This window comes from Peribacillus sp. AS_2 (assembly GCF_026891895.1).
Lineage (GTDB): Bacteria > Bacillota > Bacilli > Bacillales > DSM-1321 > Peribacillus > Peribacillus frigoritolerans.
Window position 1 is genome coordinate 38,498 of the sequence record NZ_JAPTGA010000019.1, and the last position, 20,381, is coordinate 58,878.

A 20,381-nucleotide genomic window follows, 5' to 3' on the forward strand; every position below is an offset into this window, starting at 1 on the left:
TGCTTTATAAGAGAGTTTTATAGTACTTGTTCTTTACCTAACGGGTGCGTTACTTTTAAAATCTGGCTGCCATCGCTGGCAGTCTTTTTAGGAGCAAGTTAGTTGAACGATAAAGATAAAAATCATTCTATATTGAATGTTTTTTATCTTTATCATAATTGGGTGATGTACTAGGGTGTGTTAATATGCGGTCTAATATTTTTTCAGTAAATGGCATAAAGTAATTGAGTATTAGCCCGCCTAAACAAACGGTTAATAAGGTTCCAACGCCAATTGGTCCATTTGATATCATTGCCATTATCAAGAATGCGAGGTAAATGGCTGTTCTTGAAAAAAATATATTAGTTTTCGTTAATTCTTTTATGATTAATGTTAATCGGTCAACTGGAATCGGTGCAAAATTTGTGTGTAAATATGTTGCCGTTCCTAATCCTATAACAACCAAGCCGATTCCAAAACAAATAACTTTGCTGTACCATAGTTCAGGCGTTATCAAATTGTGCAATATAAAAAGCCACATATCAATCCCGATACCCGTTATAAATGCTGTTAACAACCCCAAAACTTCTGGTCTTTGCCTTTTTAAAAATGAATTAAAACATATCAAGATCAAAGCTATTATGATTTCCCAACTTCCCACAGTAAGCCCCGCATTTATGGATAGTCCCACCAGAAGTGCATCAAAAGGTGAAGTCCCAAGATCTGATTGTATAGTGAAAGAAATACCAAGGGTTAATATTAAAATTCCTAATACATAAAAAACATATTTCACTATACCGCCCCCTTTTTTGTTGCAAACGCAACAAAATTACGTTAAATTTAATATAGGTCATTTTTATTGCATTTGCAACAAAAATACGTGTTAAGGAGTTTATTATGAAGGAAATTCTTCGTGAAATTGGAATGATAGCAAGAGCATTAGATTCCATAAGCAATATCGAATTTAAAGAACATGACCTTACAAAAGGGCAGTATTTGTACCTTGTGCGAATATGTGAAAATCCAGGAATGATTCAGGAAAAGGTAGCTGAGATGATAAAAGTAGATCGAACAACAGCAGCTCGTGCTATAAAAAAACTTGAAATCAATGGCTTTATTGAAAAGAAAGAAGATAAACACAACAAAAAAATTAAAAAGCTCTTTCCAACGGAGAAAGGAAAAAGTATTTATCCTTTTATAAAAAGAGAAAATGATTATTCCAATACCGTTGCATTAGAGGGACTTTCGGAAAGAGAAGTAGAAACCATTTCCGATCTTCTTCAAAGAGTAAGAAAAAATGTAGAGAAAGACTGGGAATTTGTAAAAAAGGGAAACAAGAGAAATTATTGATTATATAGAGGAGCGGCATATTTAAATGACTGCAAATATTAAAAAGTGTACCCTAGACGATTCACGCATTCTTCAAGAAATTAGTTATGAAACATTTAATGAGACATTTAAGCATCAGAATTCACCCGAAAATATGAATGCCTATTTGGAAAGGGCATTTAACCTAAACCAATTAGAAAAAGAATTATCCAATAATTCTTCGCAATTCTTTTTTGTTTATTTTAATAATGAAGTCGCTGGATATTTAAAGGTCAATACCAATGATGCTCAAACTGAAGAAATGGGTGATGATTCACTTGAAGTCGAGCGGATTTATATAAAGAACAAATTTCAAAAACATGGGCTTGGTAAGTGTCTGCTAAATAAAGCAATGGACATGGCGATGGAACGTAATAAAAAGAAAATCTGGCTGGGCGTATGGGAAAAAAATGAAAATGCCATTGGTTTTTATAAGAAAATTGGGTTTGTTCAAACTGGAGCCCACTCTTTTTATATGGGTGATGAAGAACAAACGGACTTTATAATGACCAAAACAATCATAAAGGTGCATCATTGATAAATAATGAAGGAAATCCAAATTCGAAACAAATGGCAGAACTGATGGAAAAGAGGTAAAAAAAAACCACATATAGCCCATTTTTATTTAACCCTCAGGTTCAATAATTTGGATATACTGCACGAACGGTTAAATACGAATTCGAACTCATTATTCACTTTATTATTTACCCGAATTACATGAAGGATTCTTCATGCTGCTGCCGGTTTTATTCGGAGTATATTTCTTCTTTCAGATCTCATACTAAAGATAAGAAGGAGGGGTATACATGGCAAAACGAACAAAGAAAAATGATGCAGATCAAAAAAACAAACAAGGGTTTGATTCAAGTAAAACTGATTCTGAATTCTCTAAAGAATTCGGCAGTGCAAATGCCAATCAAGCACATAAAAATAAAGCAAAAAAAGAAAAAGCATCTAAAAATCAAGGTGAGTGGAAAGGCATGCATTGATGCCTGCTCGAGTACGCTTATCGTGCTTCAAACTTTTTACTTAACTTTATGTAAAGGAGCTTATTTAGATGACTCAATCTAAGCGACAACAAGAACGCCAATGGAAAGATCGTAAACAATCTCAGAATCCACATGGTAAGGTCCCTTCATTTGAACAATTAGCTGAAGATACGGGCAAAAATGAATCTGGAACTAAGTAAAACGGTTTAAGAAAGAGAGGTGATTCCCTCTCTTTTCATTACCTAAAAGGCCATGATCATCGATGATTATGGTCTTTTTAGATTTTTATTACGAGCTGGATTTTTAGAATGATTCGTATGTATCCCCTTAAGTAGATACTGTAAAAGACAAAGACTACATAAAAATGCGGAGTATTACAAAACCTTTCAGTAAGGAGTTTTTTGGAAGGGGGGAAAGATCAGATATATGTTTTCATTACGGGGAGATGCTCATAAAATTTATCTTCAATTAAAAAAAGCATCAAACAAAGACCGTTCTTTCAAAGGGATGAAGAAACTGATTGAAGTGGAAGAAATTCAAAATTTTTACAGTTCAATTGATAGCGATACGTTAAAAAAAGTTTATTATTGTATGATAAAAGAGAAAAACGGATCGGGGATCATTCCTATTATAATATCCTCTGGACCTTGGCTTTTTCTTCTGTTTTCAAATCAATTGCAAGATTTCCTTTTTAAAGATGGGAGTTTGCTTTGGGTCGTCTTTAGTATAATATATATTTCCATTCTTTCCATAAGTGTGTTTCTTCACTTTCATGAAAGATCATGGTCTTTTGTTCATATTGAAATCATTCAAGAAATTTTACATGATCGAAAAGGGATAAGGGAAAAGGCATGAGATTCCCTCAATTTTTCGGAGGATATTTGTCTATAAACTCAGCGATTCTTTAATAAGAATCGCTTTTCTTATTGAACTAATAGGATAGGTTACTTTAGCAAAAGTCATGTAAAATATAATAAAAAAGCGTGTAGTAGAGGAGTCAGAAAATAATATGGAATGTTTATGTGAACAAAAAGAAACATATGAGTTGAAAGTTGAAGGGGATGTTGGGGCGGATCCTATATGGTGCAATCAATGTGGTTGTAACTTGGATATAGATGACCTTCCGATTTCAGATACGTTAACTAATGAATTGATTGAATGGGTAAATAGGTATGGTGAATGGATTGATTGGGATGAAGATAAATTGCTTCCTAATGGGATTGAACTTGAAGAAGAACACAATAAACAAGGCTTAACTTTAACGGATAAAATTAAGAAAGAACTTGAAGGGACATATAGAATTAAATTTTCACCTTCGGCAATGGCAAGGATGTATGCAAATAAAAATCATTAACCCTTATTCCACGGAGCTGTCTTTAAGGCAGCTTTTTCTTTATGCAACTAACGGTGGCAGGGGAGTTCATGAAGGACAAATGGAAGTTTATATCGAAATTAATGAAGTAAGAGCTTAATAAATGGTAAAAGAGGGATAACGATGACTGTTTCATTCAACCCCGTTTCCAAAGATGAAAAGCATATTCTTCAGAATTTATATTCGCTTTATTTACATGACCTTTCGGAGTTTACCGAGGGTTTAGACATATCAACAGATGGCTCATTTGAATTTGATTCATTTGAATTAATTTGGAAGGAGGAAGGATTAACCCCATACTTTTTGAAAAAAGATATGAAAATTGCAGGGTTTTTATTACTGTTAGAAAGGCCATTTTTAAATAAGGACTATGATTACAGCATTAATGATATTTTCATTTTGAAAAAATATAGAAGAAAAGGTACTGCAATATCATTATTAAAGGAATTGTTTAAACAAAAAAAAGGTAGTTACTTTGTTGTTCAATTAGCCAATAATATCCCTGCTGTTATATTTTGGAGAAAGATTTTCAGTGAGCTAAATATAGATTTTGAAGAAAAAAAGCAAATTGTCGATAATGAAGAATGTTTGGTTCAATCCTTTCAAATTTAAACAGATAAACAACGGGTGCGTTGGCTGAAGATCGGAGCTGCCTTAAAGACAGCTTTTTCTTATGGCAACTATCAGGGGCAGTTTGGTTGAGTAAGGGCTCAGATGTTTTTTTCTAATTGCTGTTTCTTGTTTATTTGGTATGAGTGCATGCAGCAAATTTATTGGGGATTATTGGATAGTTATAATTCTTTACTAATCGTTCTAAAAAGGGTATTATCTAATCATGGTTTGAAATTCATGTGTTTATTTTAGAACGTTCATTCTATAATGGATTATGACGTTTGTTTTTGTTAGTATTGGTTCATGGATTTTTTAAAGGAGAAATAAAATGGCTAGAAGTAAAGAGTTTGACGAAAAAGCAGTATTAAGAAAAGCAATGGAGCTTTTCTGGGAACAGGGTTATGAAAAAACATCCATGCAAGATTTGGTGGATCATATGGGAATACACCGCAGGAGTATATATGATACATTTGGTGACAAGCGTTCATTGTTTTTAGCTTCCCTTAATCACTATGAAGAGCTCATCGTCAATGAGATGGAAAGGATAATTAGTAGCACTTCATCCATTAAACAGACGATCCGTGATGTGTTTATTTTCGTACTGAATTCCATTGAACAATACCCAAAAGGTTGTCTATCAGTAAATGCAGCCATAGAATTATCTTTGCTGGACAAAGAAATTGGACGCATAGTCACAAAAATGTTTAACCGTACTGAAGATATGTTTAATAACCTTATAAAACGGGGCCAGACTAGTGGAGAGCTATCAAAAGAAATCGATTCTGATAACACATCTCGTTTCTTACACAACAATTTGGTAGGTATAAGAGTACTAATAAAAACTAATTACAATAAAAAAGAATTAGAAGGCATCATCACTCTAGCACTTTCAGTGTTGGACTAGCTTTCTTTTTTTTACTCTTTTTAGAACGTTCATTCTAAAAAAGGACATGAAACAAACCATCATAATGCATACGTATAAAACCGTTTTTTATTTCTAAGGAGGAACACAATAATGACTAACTTTAAAATACCAACAGAATCAGAATTTATTGAAGCAGATGGAACTCGTTACGCATATAGAAAATTTGGTACGCAAGATGGTATACCAGTAGTATTTCTTGTTCACTTTAGAGGAACGATGGAAAACTGGGATCCAAACATGCTTGAACCTATTGCAAATACACGCCCAGTAATCTTGTTTGACAATAAAGGGGTGGGTGAGACCGATGGACTAACGCCTACTACAATTGCTGATATGGCTAAAGATACAGCAACATTTATAAAAGCTCTTGGATTAGAACAAGTTGACATTCTTGGTTTTTCCATTGGTGGCATGGTTGCACAAGAGCTAGCTTTACAAGAGGAAGATTTAGTAAGAAAAATTATTATGGCAGGTACTTCGCCTGAATCTGGTATTAATCCAAATCCAGAAATTTTAGAAAGAATGAATCGTCACGGAGGAACGGAAGAAGATGGAATAAATGATTTTATGTTCTTTTTCTACGGACAAACCGAAACAAGTAAATCTGCAGGAATGGCTTCACTACAAAGAATTTTTAATCAGAAAAAAGTAAACAGTTCAGAACAAGTAAAAGAGGCACAATTACAAGCCATTGCAAAATGGGCTAAACAAAAATCCAATCATGATTATGAATGGTTACAAAACATCAAACACCCTGTACTTGTTACTAATGGTGTTAATGATGTGATGGTACCGACTAAAAACAGTTATATCTTAACAGAGAAATTACCGAAAGCACAGCTGATTATATATCCTGATTCTGGTCACGGGCACCTGTTTCAATTTCCAGAAATATTTGCAGAACACGTAAATTCATTCCTTGATTCTAATTCTTATTAAAAAGGAGTATTCATATGAGCAGATTATTTGAAACAGTTCGTATCGGAAACATTGACTTGAAAAATCGTATAGGAATGGCTCCGATGACTAGAAGTAGAGCTTTACCAGATGGTACACCGAGCGATTTAATAGCAGAGTACTATGGTCCAGCGTGCTTCAGTCGGTTTAATTATAAGCGAAGGAACCCAACCCTCAGATGATGGGCAAGGTTACACTAATACACCTGGTATTTATACAGAAAATCATATTAAAGGGTGGAAAAAAGTAACTTCTAAAGTTCATGGTGAAGGCGGTCATATTTTTGTTCAGCTTATGCATGTGGGACGTGTATCACACCCTGATAACACACCTCACCACCGCCAAGCAGTTGCACCGTCAGCTATTGCACCTGGTATGGAAATCTTCACGGCAGAAGGAATGAAAGAAATTCCAACACCAAGAGAATTGAGTGAGCTTGAGATAAAAGGTGTTATAAATAAGTTTCGTTTAGCAGCACGTTCAGCAATTGAAGCTGGTGCAGACGGAGTTGAAATTCACGGAGCGAATGGTTATCTGATCCAACAATTCCTTAGTGAAAACTCCAATCATCGTCAAGATGCATACGGTGGTACGATTGAGGGTCGTTCTCGATTCGCTATTGAAGTAGCTAAAGCAGTTGTTGATGAAATAGGAGCAGAAAGAACAGGCATCCGTTTTTCTCCTCAAGGAACACTGCAAGGCATTGATGAGGGGGAAAATAGCCTTGAGATGTATCGCTATTTAATAAGTGAATTAAATAAGCTTAACCTTGCATATCTGCATTTAATGCACTTCGGAAACGAGCAATTCCTAAAAGATGTGCGTCAACTTTGGGATCAATCACTTCTTGTTAACCGTCCAGGCCGTCCTCTAGATCAACTTTCGTTTGATGTAGATAATAATCTTGCAGATATTGTCACAGTAGGCACTTGGGTACTAGCTAATCCAGACTTTGCAGAACGGATTCAATCAGGTGTTCCCCTAAACGAACCTGATATAAACACGCTCTATGCAGGGGGAAAAGAAGGTTATACAGATTATCCTTTCTTAAAATAATTTATTTAATATGAATATCCCATCCAGGGATATTCATAATCTTTTTTCTTAGGGTTCGTTATGAAAAGATACATGTGCGTTAAATAAAAATGTGGAGGATTATAATGAAAGCTTTAGCAATTGAAAACTACGGTAAAAATCCAAATTTTTTTGACTTCCCTATGCCCAAAATAAATAATGACGAGGTCTTAGTTGAGATATATGCGGCAAGTATAAATCCTCTTGATACAAAAATTCGTAAGGGTGAATTAAAATTATTATTGAAATACAAGATGCCTTTAATTTTAGGAAACGATTTTTCCGGAAAAATTGTTGAAGTAGGTACTAGTGTCACGAAGTTTAAAGTCGGTGATGAGGTATATGGTCGACCTAGAGTAAATAAAATGGGAACTTTTACTGAATATCTCTCTGTTAACCAAGAAGATATTGCATTAAAACCTAAAAATTTAAGTTTTGAAGAAGCCGCCTCCATCCCTCTAGTCGGATTGACATCCTACCAAGCTTTGCATGATATTCTGCGAATTGAAAAAGGACATAAAATATTAATACATGCAGGTTCAGGGGGAGTAGGAACATTTGCTATCCAACTTGCAAAACATATGGGTGCTTTTGTCGCAACTACAGCTAGTGATGGTACTGATTTGGTGAGATCTCTTGGCGCTGACGAAGTTATCAATTACAAGAAAGAAAAGTTGGAACATTCGATTCGTGACTACAACGCAGTTCTTGATACCATTGGGGGGGCGACATTAGAGAAATCATTTGTAACATTAAAAAAAGGAGGAAAGATTGTTTCTATATCTGGAATCCCGAATGGTCGCTTTGCTAAAGAAAACGGATTTAGTTCATTAAAAAAAACCTTATTTTCCATTGCAAGTTATAAACTTACGAAGCTAGAAAAAAAACATAATGTCCAATACACGTTTCTTTTTATGAAGCATAGTGGAGAGCAGTTAAAAATTTTAACAGAAATGTTAGAGTCAGAAGTAATTAAGCCTACACTTGATAAAATCTTTCTTTTCGAAGATGCCCAAAAAGCATTGGAGTATGCAGAGACTGGAAGAGCAAAGGGGAAAATAATACTTAAATTGAAATAATCAGTCTTATCTAACAAACCTTTCCTTAGGTAGAAAGGTTTATTTTTTTAACTTATCGAGGTTGCTAATAGAACTAACGGGTCAGGTTGAATAAGACATGCTATAATTTCACTACTTTCCTTTTGATTCTCTAGTGAGAGGGGGATAAGAAGAAAAAAGAATAAGCGAGCAATCGTAAGAAATACTTAATTAACTGAGGGAGTTCTATAAGAAGAAGTAAAAAAGTCGATTCCTTAACGTAGAGGAGATCGACTTTTTAGGTTGGAATTCTCTTTACTTATTTGGTTTTAACTTCCATAATTTATGTATGTAGTATATTCTTATCAATTTCCCTCATTACTTTAATTCATAGGAGCATTAACTTTAGAAGTCTGCTAATGGATAAGCAAGTTAATAATTGTACTTAAAAATGGAGTGATACGATGAATAAGACTTATGATGTCATCATTACCGGTGCTAGATGTGCCGGCTCTACCCTGGCAATCTATCTTGCTAAGTCAGGTTTCCATGTGTTGTTAGTCGACCAATCGACTTTTCCAAGGGACACATTATCAACCCATACCTTTTTCAATAATACTGTCGCTCTTCTTCGAGAAATAGGTGTCTTGGACAAGTTATTGGAAACAAAAGCACCACCGGTACGGGATATTAAATTTCAATTTGAGGATACCGTGATAGAAGGTCTCATCCCCGAGGTTTACGGAGAGGACAGTTGTTATTGTATTAGAAGAACTTATCTCGATCATATCCTACTTGAAAAAGCCAAATCTCAAATGAATGTAACCGTTTTAGAAGGATTTCGTGTGACTGATGTCATTCGTGACGACGAAACAGTGATAGGCGTGAAAGGTTTAGGCGGCAACAACGAGAAACAAGAATTTTTAGCTCGCCTGGTAGTCGGAGCAGACGGCCGTTCCTCTATTATTCGCAAGCTGGTAAAAAGTGAACTCAAAATAAGTATTCCGGCAACAGTCGGCATCTATTTCGGGTATTTCTCTGGATTTCGCCACGATAATGTCCCTAAATTTGAAGTATACAAGATAAAAGATAACACAGCCATTCTCTTTCCGACGAATGATGATTTATATGTTGTTGTCGGCATTTTCCCATTAGAAAATAAGGAATTGATAGAACGGTTGAAATTAAATCCGGAGAGCTGTCTACGCAATTTCTTAACGGATAACTTTCCGAATACAACAATTGGGGCGCGCTTGAAAAATGCAGACCTAGTAGAACCGGTCAAAGGCATTCTAGGATATGATAATTACTGGTATAAAGGAATGGGAAAAGGCTGGGCGTTGGTTGGGGATGCAGTTTGTTTTAAAGATCCTGGCATGGCGCAGGGTATCCATGATGCTATATGTGGAGCACGTTTATTATCCGATATTCTATTGAAGTATAAGGGACGATCCAATCAATCAAATCAAATGTCTGAAGAATATCAAAAGGCAATAGAAGATGAGTTTATGGTTCGGTTTCACATGGGATGCCAAATTTCGAAGAATGAACGTATATCTGAACAACAGGATGCTGTCAACAAGCTAATCAGTTCCCATCCAGAGGCTATAGAGAAGTTTTTAGGGATTTACAATTACGCAAACGAGCCCGTTGTTTTAGAAAAAGAAATCGCACGAATTATGCAGTCGTTCTAGCAATGATTTTTAGAAATTAAGTGATTCAAGTACAAAAATAATATGACAAATAGGTGCATTGCAATCCATAAGGTACTTATTTTACTAACGGGGCAAGAAATTTTAATGATAAACCGAATTAATCCCACGGTATAATATGTAATGTAAATACATAAGAGCCTACAAGGGGGAGTTATTAATGTTTCAGTTTTTCTTATTGTTGGGATAGTAAGTATTGTTATTTCAGGTGTTTTTATCGGAGGATGGACCGATGGACGGATATTTAATTGCTCCAATTCATATGATGTATACCAGTGACCTGTGTCGGAATATTCTTAAAAGGAAGGTAAGGTGTGTAATGAAGGATCCTAATAAGATTTACAACACTGCGGTAGAGGCAACTTTGGAGGTGATTGGAGGAAAGTGGAAACCCGTAATTCTCTTTCATCTAACATTTGGAAAGAAACGTAACAATGAATTGAAAAGCTTAATACCCGCAATTACTCAAAAAATGTTAACGCAGCAACTTCGGGAGCTTGAAGAGGAAGGCGTCATCCTGCGCATTTCTTACAATCAGGTTCCACCAAAAGTCGAATATGAGTTAACAGACTACGGCTGGAGTCTAAAGGAGATCCTGCATCTGATGTGTAGGTGGGGGGATTCGCATATAGAGAGAAAGTACGGGGGAAGAGCTACCGTCCTAGCCAATCTACAGCTTGAAGACGTACATAACATATAAGGAGCCGACCTAATATACAAGGCCGGCTTTTTGTTTACGGGATAACTTTACGTTTGCGGAAGTCGTCGAAGATATTCATAAACATCGCTTCGGTATTGACGTATTCGTGAAAACCTAAGCGGCGGGCCTTAGTTCCGTCGGCGAAGAAATCGTAATCCCAAGAGAACACGAAATCACCGAATCGCCAGGAGGATACGTCTTGATAGGAGTGCCGGGCAAGCCCATGGTTCTTGACCATTTTGTTCCAGAGTTGCTCCTTGTCCGCCATGACAACGTCCAGTGACATCTGCAGCGGAGGCGCCGTCTCCAAGCCGAAGTAGTGAGCGATCTTCGGCCATAATTCATTCCAACGGAACAGATCGCCGTTAGTGATGTTAAATGCCTGATTAGCACAACGCTCTTCAGTCGCCGCCCATACTGTTGCCTTCGCGAGAAGCCCCGCATCTGTCATCTCCAAGAGGCTGTCATAGGCACCTGGTTTGCCCGGAAACCGTAGCGGAATTCCAAGCTCCTTCGAAATTGAGGCGTAGATCGCAATAACCATGGCGAGGTTCATCGGATTTCCAAGCGAGAAACCGCAGACTACAGAAGGACGGAGCGCCGACCAAGTCCAAGCCTTTCCTTTTTGCCTTTGTTCTAAGAAATCTTGCTGATCAATATTGAACTCGGGTGGCATATGGTTAGCGTCTGTCTCACGGGCAGGGGTCTTGAACGGGCCGAGATGTGCGCCGTATACTTTGTATCCCTGCATCAAACTGACATGTTTTAAACCCGGCGCGATTGGATCTATCGTTTCTACGGTATTCACTAGCATGGCGAGGTTGGGAGGAACAAGTTCGGCCCAAGTTGGACGGTCCTGATAGGCGGCATAGAAGATGTGTGTTACCTCAGTTAAACTGTTTAGCTTCTCGCGGGTGTCGTCTATATTGAGTAGATCCGCAGCCACATACCGGACACGGCCGACAGACTCTCCGCCTCGACGCGATACGCCGATCACGTTCCAGTCAGGGAGAGTAATGAGGTGATCAATAAGGTTGCGTCCGATAACACCATTTGCACCTACGACCAAGGCGACTTTGCGTGTTGTTTGAGATTCATTATTTATAGTGTTTCAGCTCCTTCTGTATTGTGCTTTGTTCACTGTTATTTTGCATCAAAAAACCACACTTGAGAAGTACGCACTTTGAAGTACCATAAGCACTTTTTTGTAATCCAGGAGTGCTTATAAGACATATATTTTGTATTAATAACATCAAAAAAGCCATCATTTTATAATAATGCTAATTTACTAAATTGTTATATGATCCTTTCACTTCTCTTATTCGTTCTTGCGCTAACGGGAAGGTTAGTAAAATAACTTAGAAGCCATTTTGCAGCTCTTTCATATTTTTCCATCCTCCGCAATCGGGCCATTTAATTGAAAAGCACGTTTTGAGATTGTGAAGAAATGTACTTAAACTAAAGGGGCAGGATAGTTCAATAAGAAATAGACTATTGGCTAATTATGGTATATAATTACACCAAAAGGAACATACGTTCTTTTTGGTGGAGTAGCTTTTGATGTGGAAAAATAAACTATGAAAATTATGATTGGAGTGTTAGTGGATGAAAATAAAAAAAGTTTATCTATATGTATTTAATACAATGTCAGACTGGGAATATGGATATTTAATTGCGGAACTAAATTCAGGAAGATATTTCAAAAAGGATTTAGCACCTTTAAAAGTAATTACAGTAGGAGCGAATAAAGAAATTATTACTACGATGGGGGGACTAAGTATAAAACCAGATATTTCTCTTGATGAATGTAACTTTGATAGTAAAGATCTTGTAATTCTACCTGGAGGGAATACTTGGGGAGAAGCTATTCATCAATCTATCTTGAAAAAAATTGGCGAGGCTTTAAAGCTTGGCACTATTGTTGCTGCTATTTGTGGTGCAACTGAGGGACTAGCGAATATGGGATATCTAGATTCTAGAAAGCATACAAGCAATAGCTTAGAGTATATTAAAATGGTCTGTCCTAATTATAAAGGAGAAAACTTTTATGAGATGGAACCTGTCGTAACTGGTGAAAATTTGGTTACTGCATCAGGAGTAGCTCCTTTGGAATTTGCGATGGAAGTACTGAAAAAATTAGATGTATTTACACCAGATACATTACATTCGTGGTATAACCTAAATAAGACTCACAAACCTGAATACTTTTTCCAACTAATGAACTCAATAAATAAGTGAGTTTAAAAATCAACTTGGCAGTTTTATTTTACTTGAAATAATCTCCATACTTTGTGCGATGTCAAAGTATAGTTTTTGTACATAACTTAAAAACTTTAGAGAAGTTAATAGAGATTGTGAATGATTATACTTAAACTAACGGGTGCGTTAGCTGAAGATTGGAGCTGTCTTTAAGGCAGCTTTTTCTTATGGCACTAACGGGGCAGGTTAGTTTACATTATTATGGATATATAAGGAGTTGAAAAAAGGGTGAATATTGGGTTAGGACTTATATTAATTCCTATTGCGATAATCTTCGTTATATTTGGTGTGTTTTCACGTAAAAAGAATAACAAGATGGTTGGTTATGGAATGTTAATAACTGGAATGTTAATTTTATCAGCAGGTGTTCTATTGCTAACAGGGATATACGACCCTTATGCAAACCACATTCGGTAAAATATATCTTAAAGGATATTAATGTTAATCAACTAACGGGTGCTTTAGCTTAGGATCAGAGCTGTCTTTAAGGCAGCTCTTTCTTTTTGCAACTAAAGGGGCAGCATTCCTGTAATAACTGAAAATGAGGTTTGAACGAAAAAAGACCTCTTGATAAGATGAATGTGTCCTGAGCTGGCCAGCTAAAAAGGACAATACATCTATTTGGAGGTCTCACCATGAATTATAACCAAAATCATAAAATCTCTCAAATTACTTCTGAAACCTTAATTGTCGGAGTAGATATAGCCAAGCACAATCATGTCGCGAGAGCACAGGATTTTAGAGGATTGGAACTAGGTAAAACGTGTTTCTTTGAAAATACGAAAGCAGGATTTCATTCGTTTCTAGATTGGATTACCCAACTTGTTAAAGGGTGTAAGTTAAATCAAGTGATTGTAGGCATGGAGCCAACTGGTCACTACTGGTTAAATCTAGCTCATCTTCTAAAGGAGAATAATATTAAGTTCGTATCTGTCAATCCACTACATGTTAAACGAAGTAAAGAATTAGACGATAATTCACCTACAAAGAATGACGTGAAAGATGCAAAAGTCATCGCACAATTAGTCAAAGACGGAAGATACGCCGAACCAACAATTCCACAAGGAATTTATGCAGAACTCCGAGTGGCCAAAAAACTTCGCGACCTTCTCAACGTTGACTTACAGGTTGTTCAAGGACAAGTTCATAACTGGCTTGATCGTTACTTTCCCGAATTTTTGACAGTGTTCAAAAGTTGGGAAGGCAAGGCAGCTATTCATTTTCTAAAGCTAGAAGCCTTGCCACATGAACTTGTAAATTATACGGATGAAGAGCTCTTGCTTTCCTTAAGACAAGTGGTAAAACGCAGTATAGGCTTAAAGAAGATACGAGCACTCAAAGAAGTAGCCAATCGTTCGATTGGTATTCGTCAAGGGGCAGCTATGGCGAAATTAGAGTTGAGAGCTTTACTAGAGAAGTATGATTTTATTCAAATGAAATTCGAAGAATTAGATCATCAATTAGATCAGTTATTAGACCATATCCCAGGCGTCACACAGATGTTAGAGGTGTCAGGAATCGGTCGAGATACAGTAGCAGGGTTTTTTGCAGAGGTCGGCGACCTCAGGGACTATCAACATCCTCGCCAAATCGTAAAATTAGCAGGTTTAAGTTTAAAAGAAAACACATCCGGAAAGCACAAAGGTCAGACCAAGATTACCAAACGGGGACGAAAGAAATTAAGGGCTCTCTTATTCCGGGCAGCCATGATACTGGTGGCAAAGAACAAGGCTTTTAGAGCTCTTCATATATATTACACAACACGTTCTCACAATCCCTTAAAGAAAATGCAATCTCTGATAGCCTTGTGTAACAAGCTTATTCGAATTCTGTTTTCAATCGGTAAAAAACAATTTAAGTTTCAAGAAGACAAGATGTTAAAGGATATCCCTCATATGGCAACATTTGTAGTACATCAAACAGTCGCATAGTTCATTGAATTTTAAGGTTGCACGGTCATTTAATTAACACTCATTTAAAAGTGAAGCACGGATTAGTCGGCAAAGCAACTAACGTGAGGACTTAGATCCTGTGGGGCAGCATGACCGACATCCACCTCATGGAAAGGTTGAACGAAGGAATGTAGGAGCATCGACTCTGTGAGACATGGGAGGGTTGACCTCCATGAGACATGTGGATATCCAAAAGTGCGATCATAACATTGCTTGAACCAATTTTTTCCTATAATTGGCTAGTTTAGCATACACTTTTTTCGATTAATCCCTATACTTGAGGAGTAATGCCGAGCTTATATAGATAACGGTTAATGATATGACTATGAAATCCTAAGAATTCTAGAGCAATCGTGAGATTGTGTTTAGTTTATTGAGGGAGGTTAGTTCAATAAGGAAACCAGTAATGGTTAAAGCTCAAACCTTATTATCCAATCCAGTTTTACCGGATTGTTGATTTTCGTCCATAATTAAATTACCGTTACTAAACCCCAAACTGTTTTAAATGATGGTCAAGATGCTTATAAATTCCATGTCCCCATTGCTCGGAAGAAAGTCTTCCGAAAAAAGGATGTGGGTGACTTGTACAAGCCTCTGGTCCATTCTTTTGGAAGGTTGTAATTTTTTCTTTCAATCTTTCTCTTTCTATTTCAAAATCTTTTTTATCGGTTATTAAAATGGTTGGAATAGTAGACATATTATGCGGTAGGGGCTTGTCATTATAAAACATGGTTTTTGCAAACCGACCTATTAATAGCCCTAACCAACCTCTTGGAGGCATAGAATAGCCCATAGCAATGTCTTGGAAGGATGAGCAATGAGCTAACATTTGTGCGACATCCATTTTTCCCCATGATGGTTTTGAATTTGCGCTTAAGTTGTCGATACGTTTTAAAATTTCTTCTGTAAACAAGACCTCAAAAATATTATTCATTAGAATAACTCCTCTAATTTTGTTGATTTAAAACAGTAATTGATTATTTAATGTATATTCAACGTCAACATTATTTTATCCTTCTAAGCTAAAGGGGGACTGTTTCAGTTTCAAGAGGGATTGAAGTCCTGTTGGTTGAGCTAATAGAGGCAGCATTCCTGTGATAATAGAAATGGCAAATGACAAGTTTTGTGAAGGAATTTACTTAAACAAACGGGTGCGATAGTTCACTAAAAGAAAAAAGGAGAGTACATATTATAAATGGTTAATATGTGCTCTCTTTTATTTATTAAGGTTTTTATAATTTGGGTCTTGAAAATTGAAGTTCAGTTATAAAATCTCCATCCTCGAAGGGTTGCTCTGTTTTGTGCAATAGCATTGGAGAAATAAACAAATTTACCATCACAAAAAATTGTCACACTAAAAATCAATATTCTCTTAGGTAGATAATGTAAAATCCAAGGGGCGGTGTTTTTGATTCGAAGCACAAAGGACCATGTAACAATGGTGGTACCCCATAATAGTAATATAGCTTATTTCATTTAACTACTTAAAATTGTATTCTCTTCTTTGCATGCTTTAATGACTTCTAACCAATAATCCGGTTTTTGACCTTTAAACTTCTCTTTCAAATTGAATGTAGCTAATCTTTCTAATTTGTTTTTTGCTGCCTTAGACATGACTGAATTAAGATTAGAAGCTTCTAACATTTGGATAGAACCATCTAGTTCAATTGATCTTCTTAATGCATGAATAGACGTTCCCGTTACTAATCGATTCATGGTTTCTTTAAAGCTCTTGCTATCCATCGTTTCACTTATCGAATCTAAAACCAATTCTTCTATATTAAATTCATGGGCGGCCTCTAACAACTCTAGATAAAGGGCGGCTACTCCCTTCATATAAATACTACGGACCAGTTTTATAGCAGAAGCATCGCCAGGATTCTCACTCACCTTAGTTATATCCATGCCGTATGGAGTCATTAATGCGATAAGCCGATCCACTCCGTTGCCACTTGCTGAAATAGGAACTTTATGTTTATAAACCGGTAAGGGCCCTAACATTGCTGCGTCGACAAAAAATGCATTCTTTTCTTGAATGTTTTTGTTAATATTTTGTTTTACTACAGGAGTCGAAGCCGATACATCAACGTAAATACAATCTTTCTTCAGATGAAGTTTTAACACTTCGCTAACCTCATAAGCTTTATCTGCTGGTACTGCTACCATGACTACATCAACTTCATTTAATACGCCCTCGGGATTAGAATGAAGCTCCACTTGCGCTTGTATAGCCCGTTCTTTTATTTGCGGACCGAAAGTAGGATGGTCTAACATGACATCATGAGCCAGGATCTTTTCTAAACCTTCTTGTTTTAATCCGACGGATAATTCAAAGGCTGCTTCTCCAAATCCAATAAAACCTAATTTCATTCTAAAGTTCTCCCTTCTTTTTATAGTCCATACGCTTTTATTTGTTCTCTCAACCAAGGAGGTTCAATGCTTCCTTCTGGTTTGCCTTGCTTGCGGGTTGTTTCATAAGCTGTAATGGTTTCTATGCGCGTTTTCTCATAATCTAGTTTTTTCTCTGCCTTAGAAAGAGCCACTTCAATCTTGTCTCTTGGAACCACAATAACACCATCATCATCACCAATGATCAAATCCCCTGGAATTACGGATACCCCTCCACAAGAAATAGGTTTATGAAGCTCACCAGGACCATCTTTAAGAGGACCGTTTGGAATAAATCCTTTTGCAAAAATAGGAAATTTTAATTCGCTAAGTGTTTCTTTATCACGAACTAATCCATCAATGATGACTCCTTCAAGTCCAATGGCTTTCGCAGCTCCTGCCATCAATTCTCCAAGGTAGGCGTTTGAAGTATGTCCTTTTCCATCCGCAACTAATACATAACCTTCTTTCCCATCATAGATAGCTTGATGAAGGAACAAATTATCTCCAGGTCTTAAGCTTACAGTTAGAGCAGTACCAACTACTTTCATACCTGGTGCTACAGGCTTTATTTTATAATCCATAGAACCTGTACATCCCATCGCATCTGATATAAGTGTAGTGTTAAGACGTTTTGCTCTTTCGATAATTTCTTCCGACAATAACGGTGCTAAGTTACTCAATGACATACACTCCTTTTACTTTTTTATGTTTCCATTAACTAAACAATTAGCTACTAAATGTAACTTGTTATCTTTGCTGTACAATCAACTAAGATAACGCTTTCAAAAATTACATAATTTTTAGTGTATTTCCTGTCTCTTCAACACTTTGTCACGTTATTTTTCTAAGTTTATTGACAAAAAAAGATTTGTAGGTCATTGGAAAATCCACTATTTTTCTAAACTTCAGTTTTATAGTAATAAATATTACTGAAACTTGTTTGGGGGTAATATTTATTACTAATAACTTAAATGTATACTAACAGCGTTATTTATTAAAGTAAACCCTTTTTTTTTAATGACATTGAAAAGAAACTGAATTTTAAGAAGAAAAAAGGCTTAAGAACAAAGAAAGCGAATTAGATTGTTAACTTGAAAGGTTCAATCACCTTTATTAGCTCATTTATTCCGAAGTGCTAAAAGAAATTAATCTTATTTACTACTTATGAAGTAATCATGCATACGTTTATGGATACGTTCTAGAAGTTTCAGGTAAGGAAATTATTAATACTCTTATTTAAGGGACTCTTTTTTACATTAATAAATAAAAATGATAAAATTCAATTAAATATCGTAATAAATACTTTATTAGAATAAAAAAATATAAAATTTACACTATAATATGTTCAATTGGAGCGAATCTTATGGAAAACCCAATATTAAAATTAAAAAACAAGATATCAGAATTAACAGAAACACAACAAAGAGTTGCGGACTATATTATTAAAAATCCTGTGGATGTCGCTTTTTTAACCGTTGATCAGTTGGCTGGAATTGTAGGAACTAGTACTACCACCATTATGAGATTGACTTTTAGTCTGAATTATTCGGGATATACTGAATTTCAAAAGGGACTTCAGGAACTTTTACGTAATAGAGCAGCTCCTCAAATTAGATTAGAGACAAATTTAAAAGATTTAAATGAAAGTGATTTGTGGATTCGCTCTGCAGAAAGTCAACTCAATAATATTCAATCTACAGTAGAGATGATTTCCACGGAGAGTTTAAATAAAACGGTGGAAATGATTGTGTCTGCAGATCGAATATTTTGTACCAGTGTGAGAAGTGGATTACCAGTGGCACAACATTTAACTTTTGGACTTAATCGTCTACTTGGAAACTGTGAATTGATTGTTGCTGATTTAAGCGATTGGGTTGATAAAGGAATTAATTTTACTTCGAAGGATTTAGTCATCGCAACCTCTTTTCCAAGATACGCTAGAAGAATTGTTGAATTCGCGATGGCAGCTAAAGACAATAACGCACAAATTATTTCTATTACTGATAGTTATTCTTCTCCTCTAGTTAAGTATTCAGATTTAGTCTTGCCATGTAATTCTAGTAGTATCGCTTTTCATAATTCACCAATAGCATCTATGCTTGTAGCAGATTATCTTGTAAGCGCCATAGCCATCAATTATCCTGAAAAAACCAAAAATCGTCTTGATGAAATTAATTCAATTCTTACCAAAATGAATTATCACTATAGTGATTAAATTTAAAAGGTGATAGGAGCAAGGATTCAATTGAATCCTTGTTCCTATCACCTTTTTACTTCTTCTTAACCAGATATCCTACTCACCATCATCTACTCTCTGCTTGATAAAAAAAGGTTTACTTTTAATAAGCATCCATGATAGTATGCTTTTAATAGTTAAAAATATTACAACATAAACTATAAAGGTAAAAAATATTACTACAAAAAGGACAATAATTCTTAGGGATATAGTTAGTTTTCTCCAATTTCTGGTTTTGTTAAAAATATTCACCAGTACATGTCTGAATATTTCAGTAAAAGTAATTATTATAATATGCTGAATGACTATTGGAATCTAAGAATCACCGAATATTGCTTTATTTTTAAAATTAAAGGTTTTTGAAAACGTTATCTTTTTGAGTTTTTTTGTTTAAAGGTAATAAATGATCTTTATGTTACTTTAACTATTAGAAAAATTTCTTACATGTAATGAGCACTCTTTAATTAAAGTGGTGATTCATAAAAAAATTTAAAATGAAAAAGAGGTGTAATTAAGTGAATAATTTAAAACTGTAAAAATCAGATGAGACTATTAAAAGAGCAAGATACCAGCGTATTGGTAATATTATCTTAACGGATCTAATGATCAATTGGATGTATAATTACTAGTACTTCAAGATATGGTTCATAGCAACAATTATAGGGGAATTCAATAATGTCAATTTTGTAAACCCTTACAATGAAATGATGTTAATAGTCATTAAGCAGTGCTAACTTATACTATAGAAAATTTTCATATATGATTCGAAATAACGTATTCAACAAGTATTCTAAAAATTCAGGGAAGATAAAGAGGGG

General features: G+C 35.6%; 22 protein-coding genes. 17 read left to right on the forward strand and 5 right to left on the reverse strand.

What is annotated here, in order from left to right:
• Positions 1 to 127: 127 nt before the first annotated feature.
• On the reverse strand, positions 128 to 772 hold the full coding sequence (locus OTG27_RS23705) for a YczE/YyaS/YitT family protein (protein WP_268938319.1): 645 nt from the start codon (positions 770 to 772) through the stop codon (positions 128 to 130).
• A gap of 104 nt (positions 773 to 876) precedes the next feature.
• On the opposite strand from OTG27_RS23705, the gene OTG27_RS23710 reads away from it, so the two are divergent.
• The 14 genes from OTG27_RS23710 (at position 877) to OTG27_RS23770 (ending at position 10,725) form a co-directional block, all read left to right on the forward strand.
• On the forward strand, positions 877 to 1,329 hold the full coding sequence (locus OTG27_RS23710; protein WP_057279061.1) for a MarR family winged helix-turn-helix transcriptional regulator: 453 nt from the start codon (positions 877 to 879) through the stop codon (positions 1,327 to 1,329).
• Positions 1,330 to 1,354: 25 nt separating this feature from the next.
• On the forward strand, positions 1,355 to 1,885 hold the full coding sequence (gene paiA / locus OTG27_RS23715; RefSeq protein ID WP_268938320.1) for a spermidine/spermine N(1)-acetyltransferase: 531 nt from the start codon (positions 1,355 to 1,357) through the stop codon (positions 1,883 to 1,885).
• A gap of 268 nt (positions 1,886 to 2,153) precedes the next feature.
• Positions 2,154 to 2,336 (forward strand): hypothetical protein, encoded by a 183-nt coding sequence (locus OTG27_RS23720; protein WP_034310968.1) that lies wholly within the window; start codon positions 2,154 to 2,156, stop codon positions 2,334 to 2,336.
• A gap of 68 nt (positions 2,337 to 2,404) precedes the next feature.
• Positions 2,405 to 2,536 (forward strand): DUF6254 family protein, encoded by a 132-nt coding sequence (locus OTG27_RS23725; RefSeq protein WP_222425611.1) that lies wholly within the window; start codon positions 2,405 to 2,407, stop codon positions 2,534 to 2,536.
• 226 nt (positions 2,537 to 2,762) lie between these two features.
• Positions 2,763 to 3,191, forward strand: coding sequence for a hypothetical protein (locus OTG27_RS23730; RefSeq protein WP_096340373.1), 429 nt, complete (start codon positions 2,763 to 2,765; stop codon positions 3,189 to 3,191).
• Between the two features lie 154 nt (positions 3,192 to 3,345).
• The gene (locus OTG27_RS23735) at positions 3,346 to 3,690 is read left to right on the forward strand and encodes a hypothetical protein (RefSeq protein WP_268938321.1); all 345 of its coding nucleotides are present in this window, start codon (positions 3,346 to 3,348) and stop codon (positions 3,688 to 3,690) included.
• A gap of 141 nt (positions 3,691 to 3,831) precedes the next feature.
• Positions 3,832 to 4,320, forward strand: a complete 489-nt coding sequence (locus OTG27_RS23740) for a GNAT family N-acetyltransferase (protein WP_106028661.1) — start codon at positions 3,832 to 3,834, stop codon at positions 4,318 to 4,320.
• Between the two features lie 328 nt (positions 4,321 to 4,648).
• On the forward strand, positions 4,649 to 5,224 hold the full coding sequence (locus tag OTG27_RS23745; protein ID WP_057279053.1) for a TetR/AcrR family transcriptional regulator: 576 nt from the start codon (positions 4,649 to 4,651) through the stop codon (positions 5,222 to 5,224).
• A gap of 111 nt (positions 5,225 to 5,335) precedes the next feature.
• A complete protein-coding gene (locus OTG27_RS23750; protein ID WP_268938322.1) occupies positions 5,336 to 6,184 on the forward strand; it encodes an alpha/beta fold hydrolase in 849 nt (282 codons plus the stop codon).
• Between the two features lie 74 nt (positions 6,185 to 6,258).
• Positions 6,259 to 6,384, forward strand: a complete 126-nt coding sequence (locus tag OTG27_RS26560; protein WP_307730174.1) for a hypothetical protein — start codon at positions 6,259 to 6,261, stop codon at positions 6,382 to 6,384.
• Complete coding sequence (locus OTG27_RS23755) at positions 6,326 to 7,258, forward strand: alkene reductase (RefSeq protein ID WP_307730172.1); 933 nt, start codon at positions 6,326 to 6,328, stop codon at positions 7,256 to 7,258. The genes OTG27_RS26560 and OTG27_RS23755 overlap by 59 nt, the downstream gene beginning before the upstream one ends.
• 104 nt (positions 7,259 to 7,362) lie before the next feature.
• Positions 7,363 to 8,355 carry an NADP-dependent oxidoreductase gene (locus tag OTG27_RS23760; protein ID WP_268938323.1) on the forward strand — a complete coding sequence of 331 codons (993 nt, stop codon included), beginning with the start codon at positions 7,363 to 7,365 and terminating at the stop codon, positions 8,353 to 8,355.
• A gap of 422 nt (positions 8,356 to 8,777) precedes the next feature.
• Positions 8,778 to 10,007 (forward strand): NAD(P)/FAD-dependent oxidoreductase, encoded by a 1,230-nt coding sequence (locus OTG27_RS23765; RefSeq protein WP_268938324.1) that lies wholly within the window; start codon positions 8,778 to 8,780, stop codon positions 10,005 to 10,007.
• A 337-nt stretch (positions 10,008 to 10,344) separates the two neighbouring features.
• Positions 10,345 to 10,725, forward strand: coding sequence for a winged helix-turn-helix transcriptional regulator (locus OTG27_RS23770; protein WP_063577596.1), 381 nt, complete (start codon positions 10,345 to 10,347; stop codon positions 10,723 to 10,725).
• A gap of 34 nt (positions 10,726 to 10,759) precedes the next feature.
• On the opposite strand, the gene OTG27_RS23775 is transcribed toward OTG27_RS23770, so the two are convergent.
• Positions 10,760 to 11,830: an SDR family oxidoreductase gene (locus OTG27_RS23775; RefSeq protein ID WP_268938338.1), complete on the reverse strand. Its 1,071-nt coding sequence runs from the start codon at positions 11,828 to 11,830 to the stop codon at positions 10,760 to 10,762.
• A gap of 500 nt (positions 11,831 to 12,330) precedes the next feature.
• Here OTG27_RS23775 and OTG27_RS23780 point away from each other — a divergent pair, with 500 nt between their 5' ends.
• Both OTG27_RS23780 and OTG27_RS23785 read left to right on the forward strand, forming a co-directional pair.
• Positions 12,331 to 12,963 carry a type 1 glutamine amidotransferase family protein gene (locus OTG27_RS23780; protein ID WP_187050109.1) on the forward strand — a complete coding sequence of 211 codons (633 nt, stop codon included), beginning with the start codon at positions 12,331 to 12,333 and terminating at the stop codon, positions 12,961 to 12,963.
• Positions 12,964 to 13,619: 656 nt separating this feature from the next.
• Entirely contained in the window at positions 13,620 to 14,915 is a 1,296-nt protein-coding gene (locus OTG27_RS23785) for an IS110 family RNA-guided transposase (protein ID WP_268938325.1), read from the forward strand.
• A 505-nt stretch (positions 14,916 to 15,420) separates the two neighbouring features.
• Here the strand turns inward: OTG27_RS23785 and OTG27_RS23790 are convergent.
• From OTG27_RS23790 to OTG27_RS23800, 3 genes are all read right to left on the reverse strand, one after another.
• Entirely contained in the window at positions 15,421 to 15,870 is a 450-nt protein-coding gene (locus OTG27_RS23790; protein WP_063575013.1) for a DUF1569 domain-containing protein, read from the reverse strand.
• Between the two features lie 542 nt (positions 15,871 to 16,412).
• Positions 16,413 to 17,306: a prephenate dehydrogenase/arogenate dehydrogenase family protein gene (locus OTG27_RS23795; protein ID WP_063575014.1), complete on the reverse strand. Its 894-nt coding sequence runs from the start codon at positions 17,304 to 17,306 to the stop codon at positions 16,413 to 16,415.
• 20 nt (positions 17,307 to 17,326) lie between these two features.
• Complete coding sequence (locus OTG27_RS23800; RefSeq protein ID WP_081395730.1) at positions 17,327 to 18,007, reverse strand: RraA family protein; 681 nt, start codon at positions 18,005 to 18,007, stop codon at positions 17,327 to 17,329.
• 683 nt (positions 18,008 to 18,690) lie between these two features.
• On the opposite strand from OTG27_RS23800, the gene OTG27_RS23805 reads away from it, so the two are divergent.
• Positions 18,691 to 19,542 (forward strand): MurR/RpiR family transcriptional regulator, encoded by an 852-nt coding sequence (locus OTG27_RS23805; RefSeq protein ID WP_268938326.1) that lies wholly within the window; start codon positions 18,691 to 18,693, stop codon positions 19,540 to 19,542.
• Positions 19,543 to 20,381: the final 839 nt, after the last annotated feature.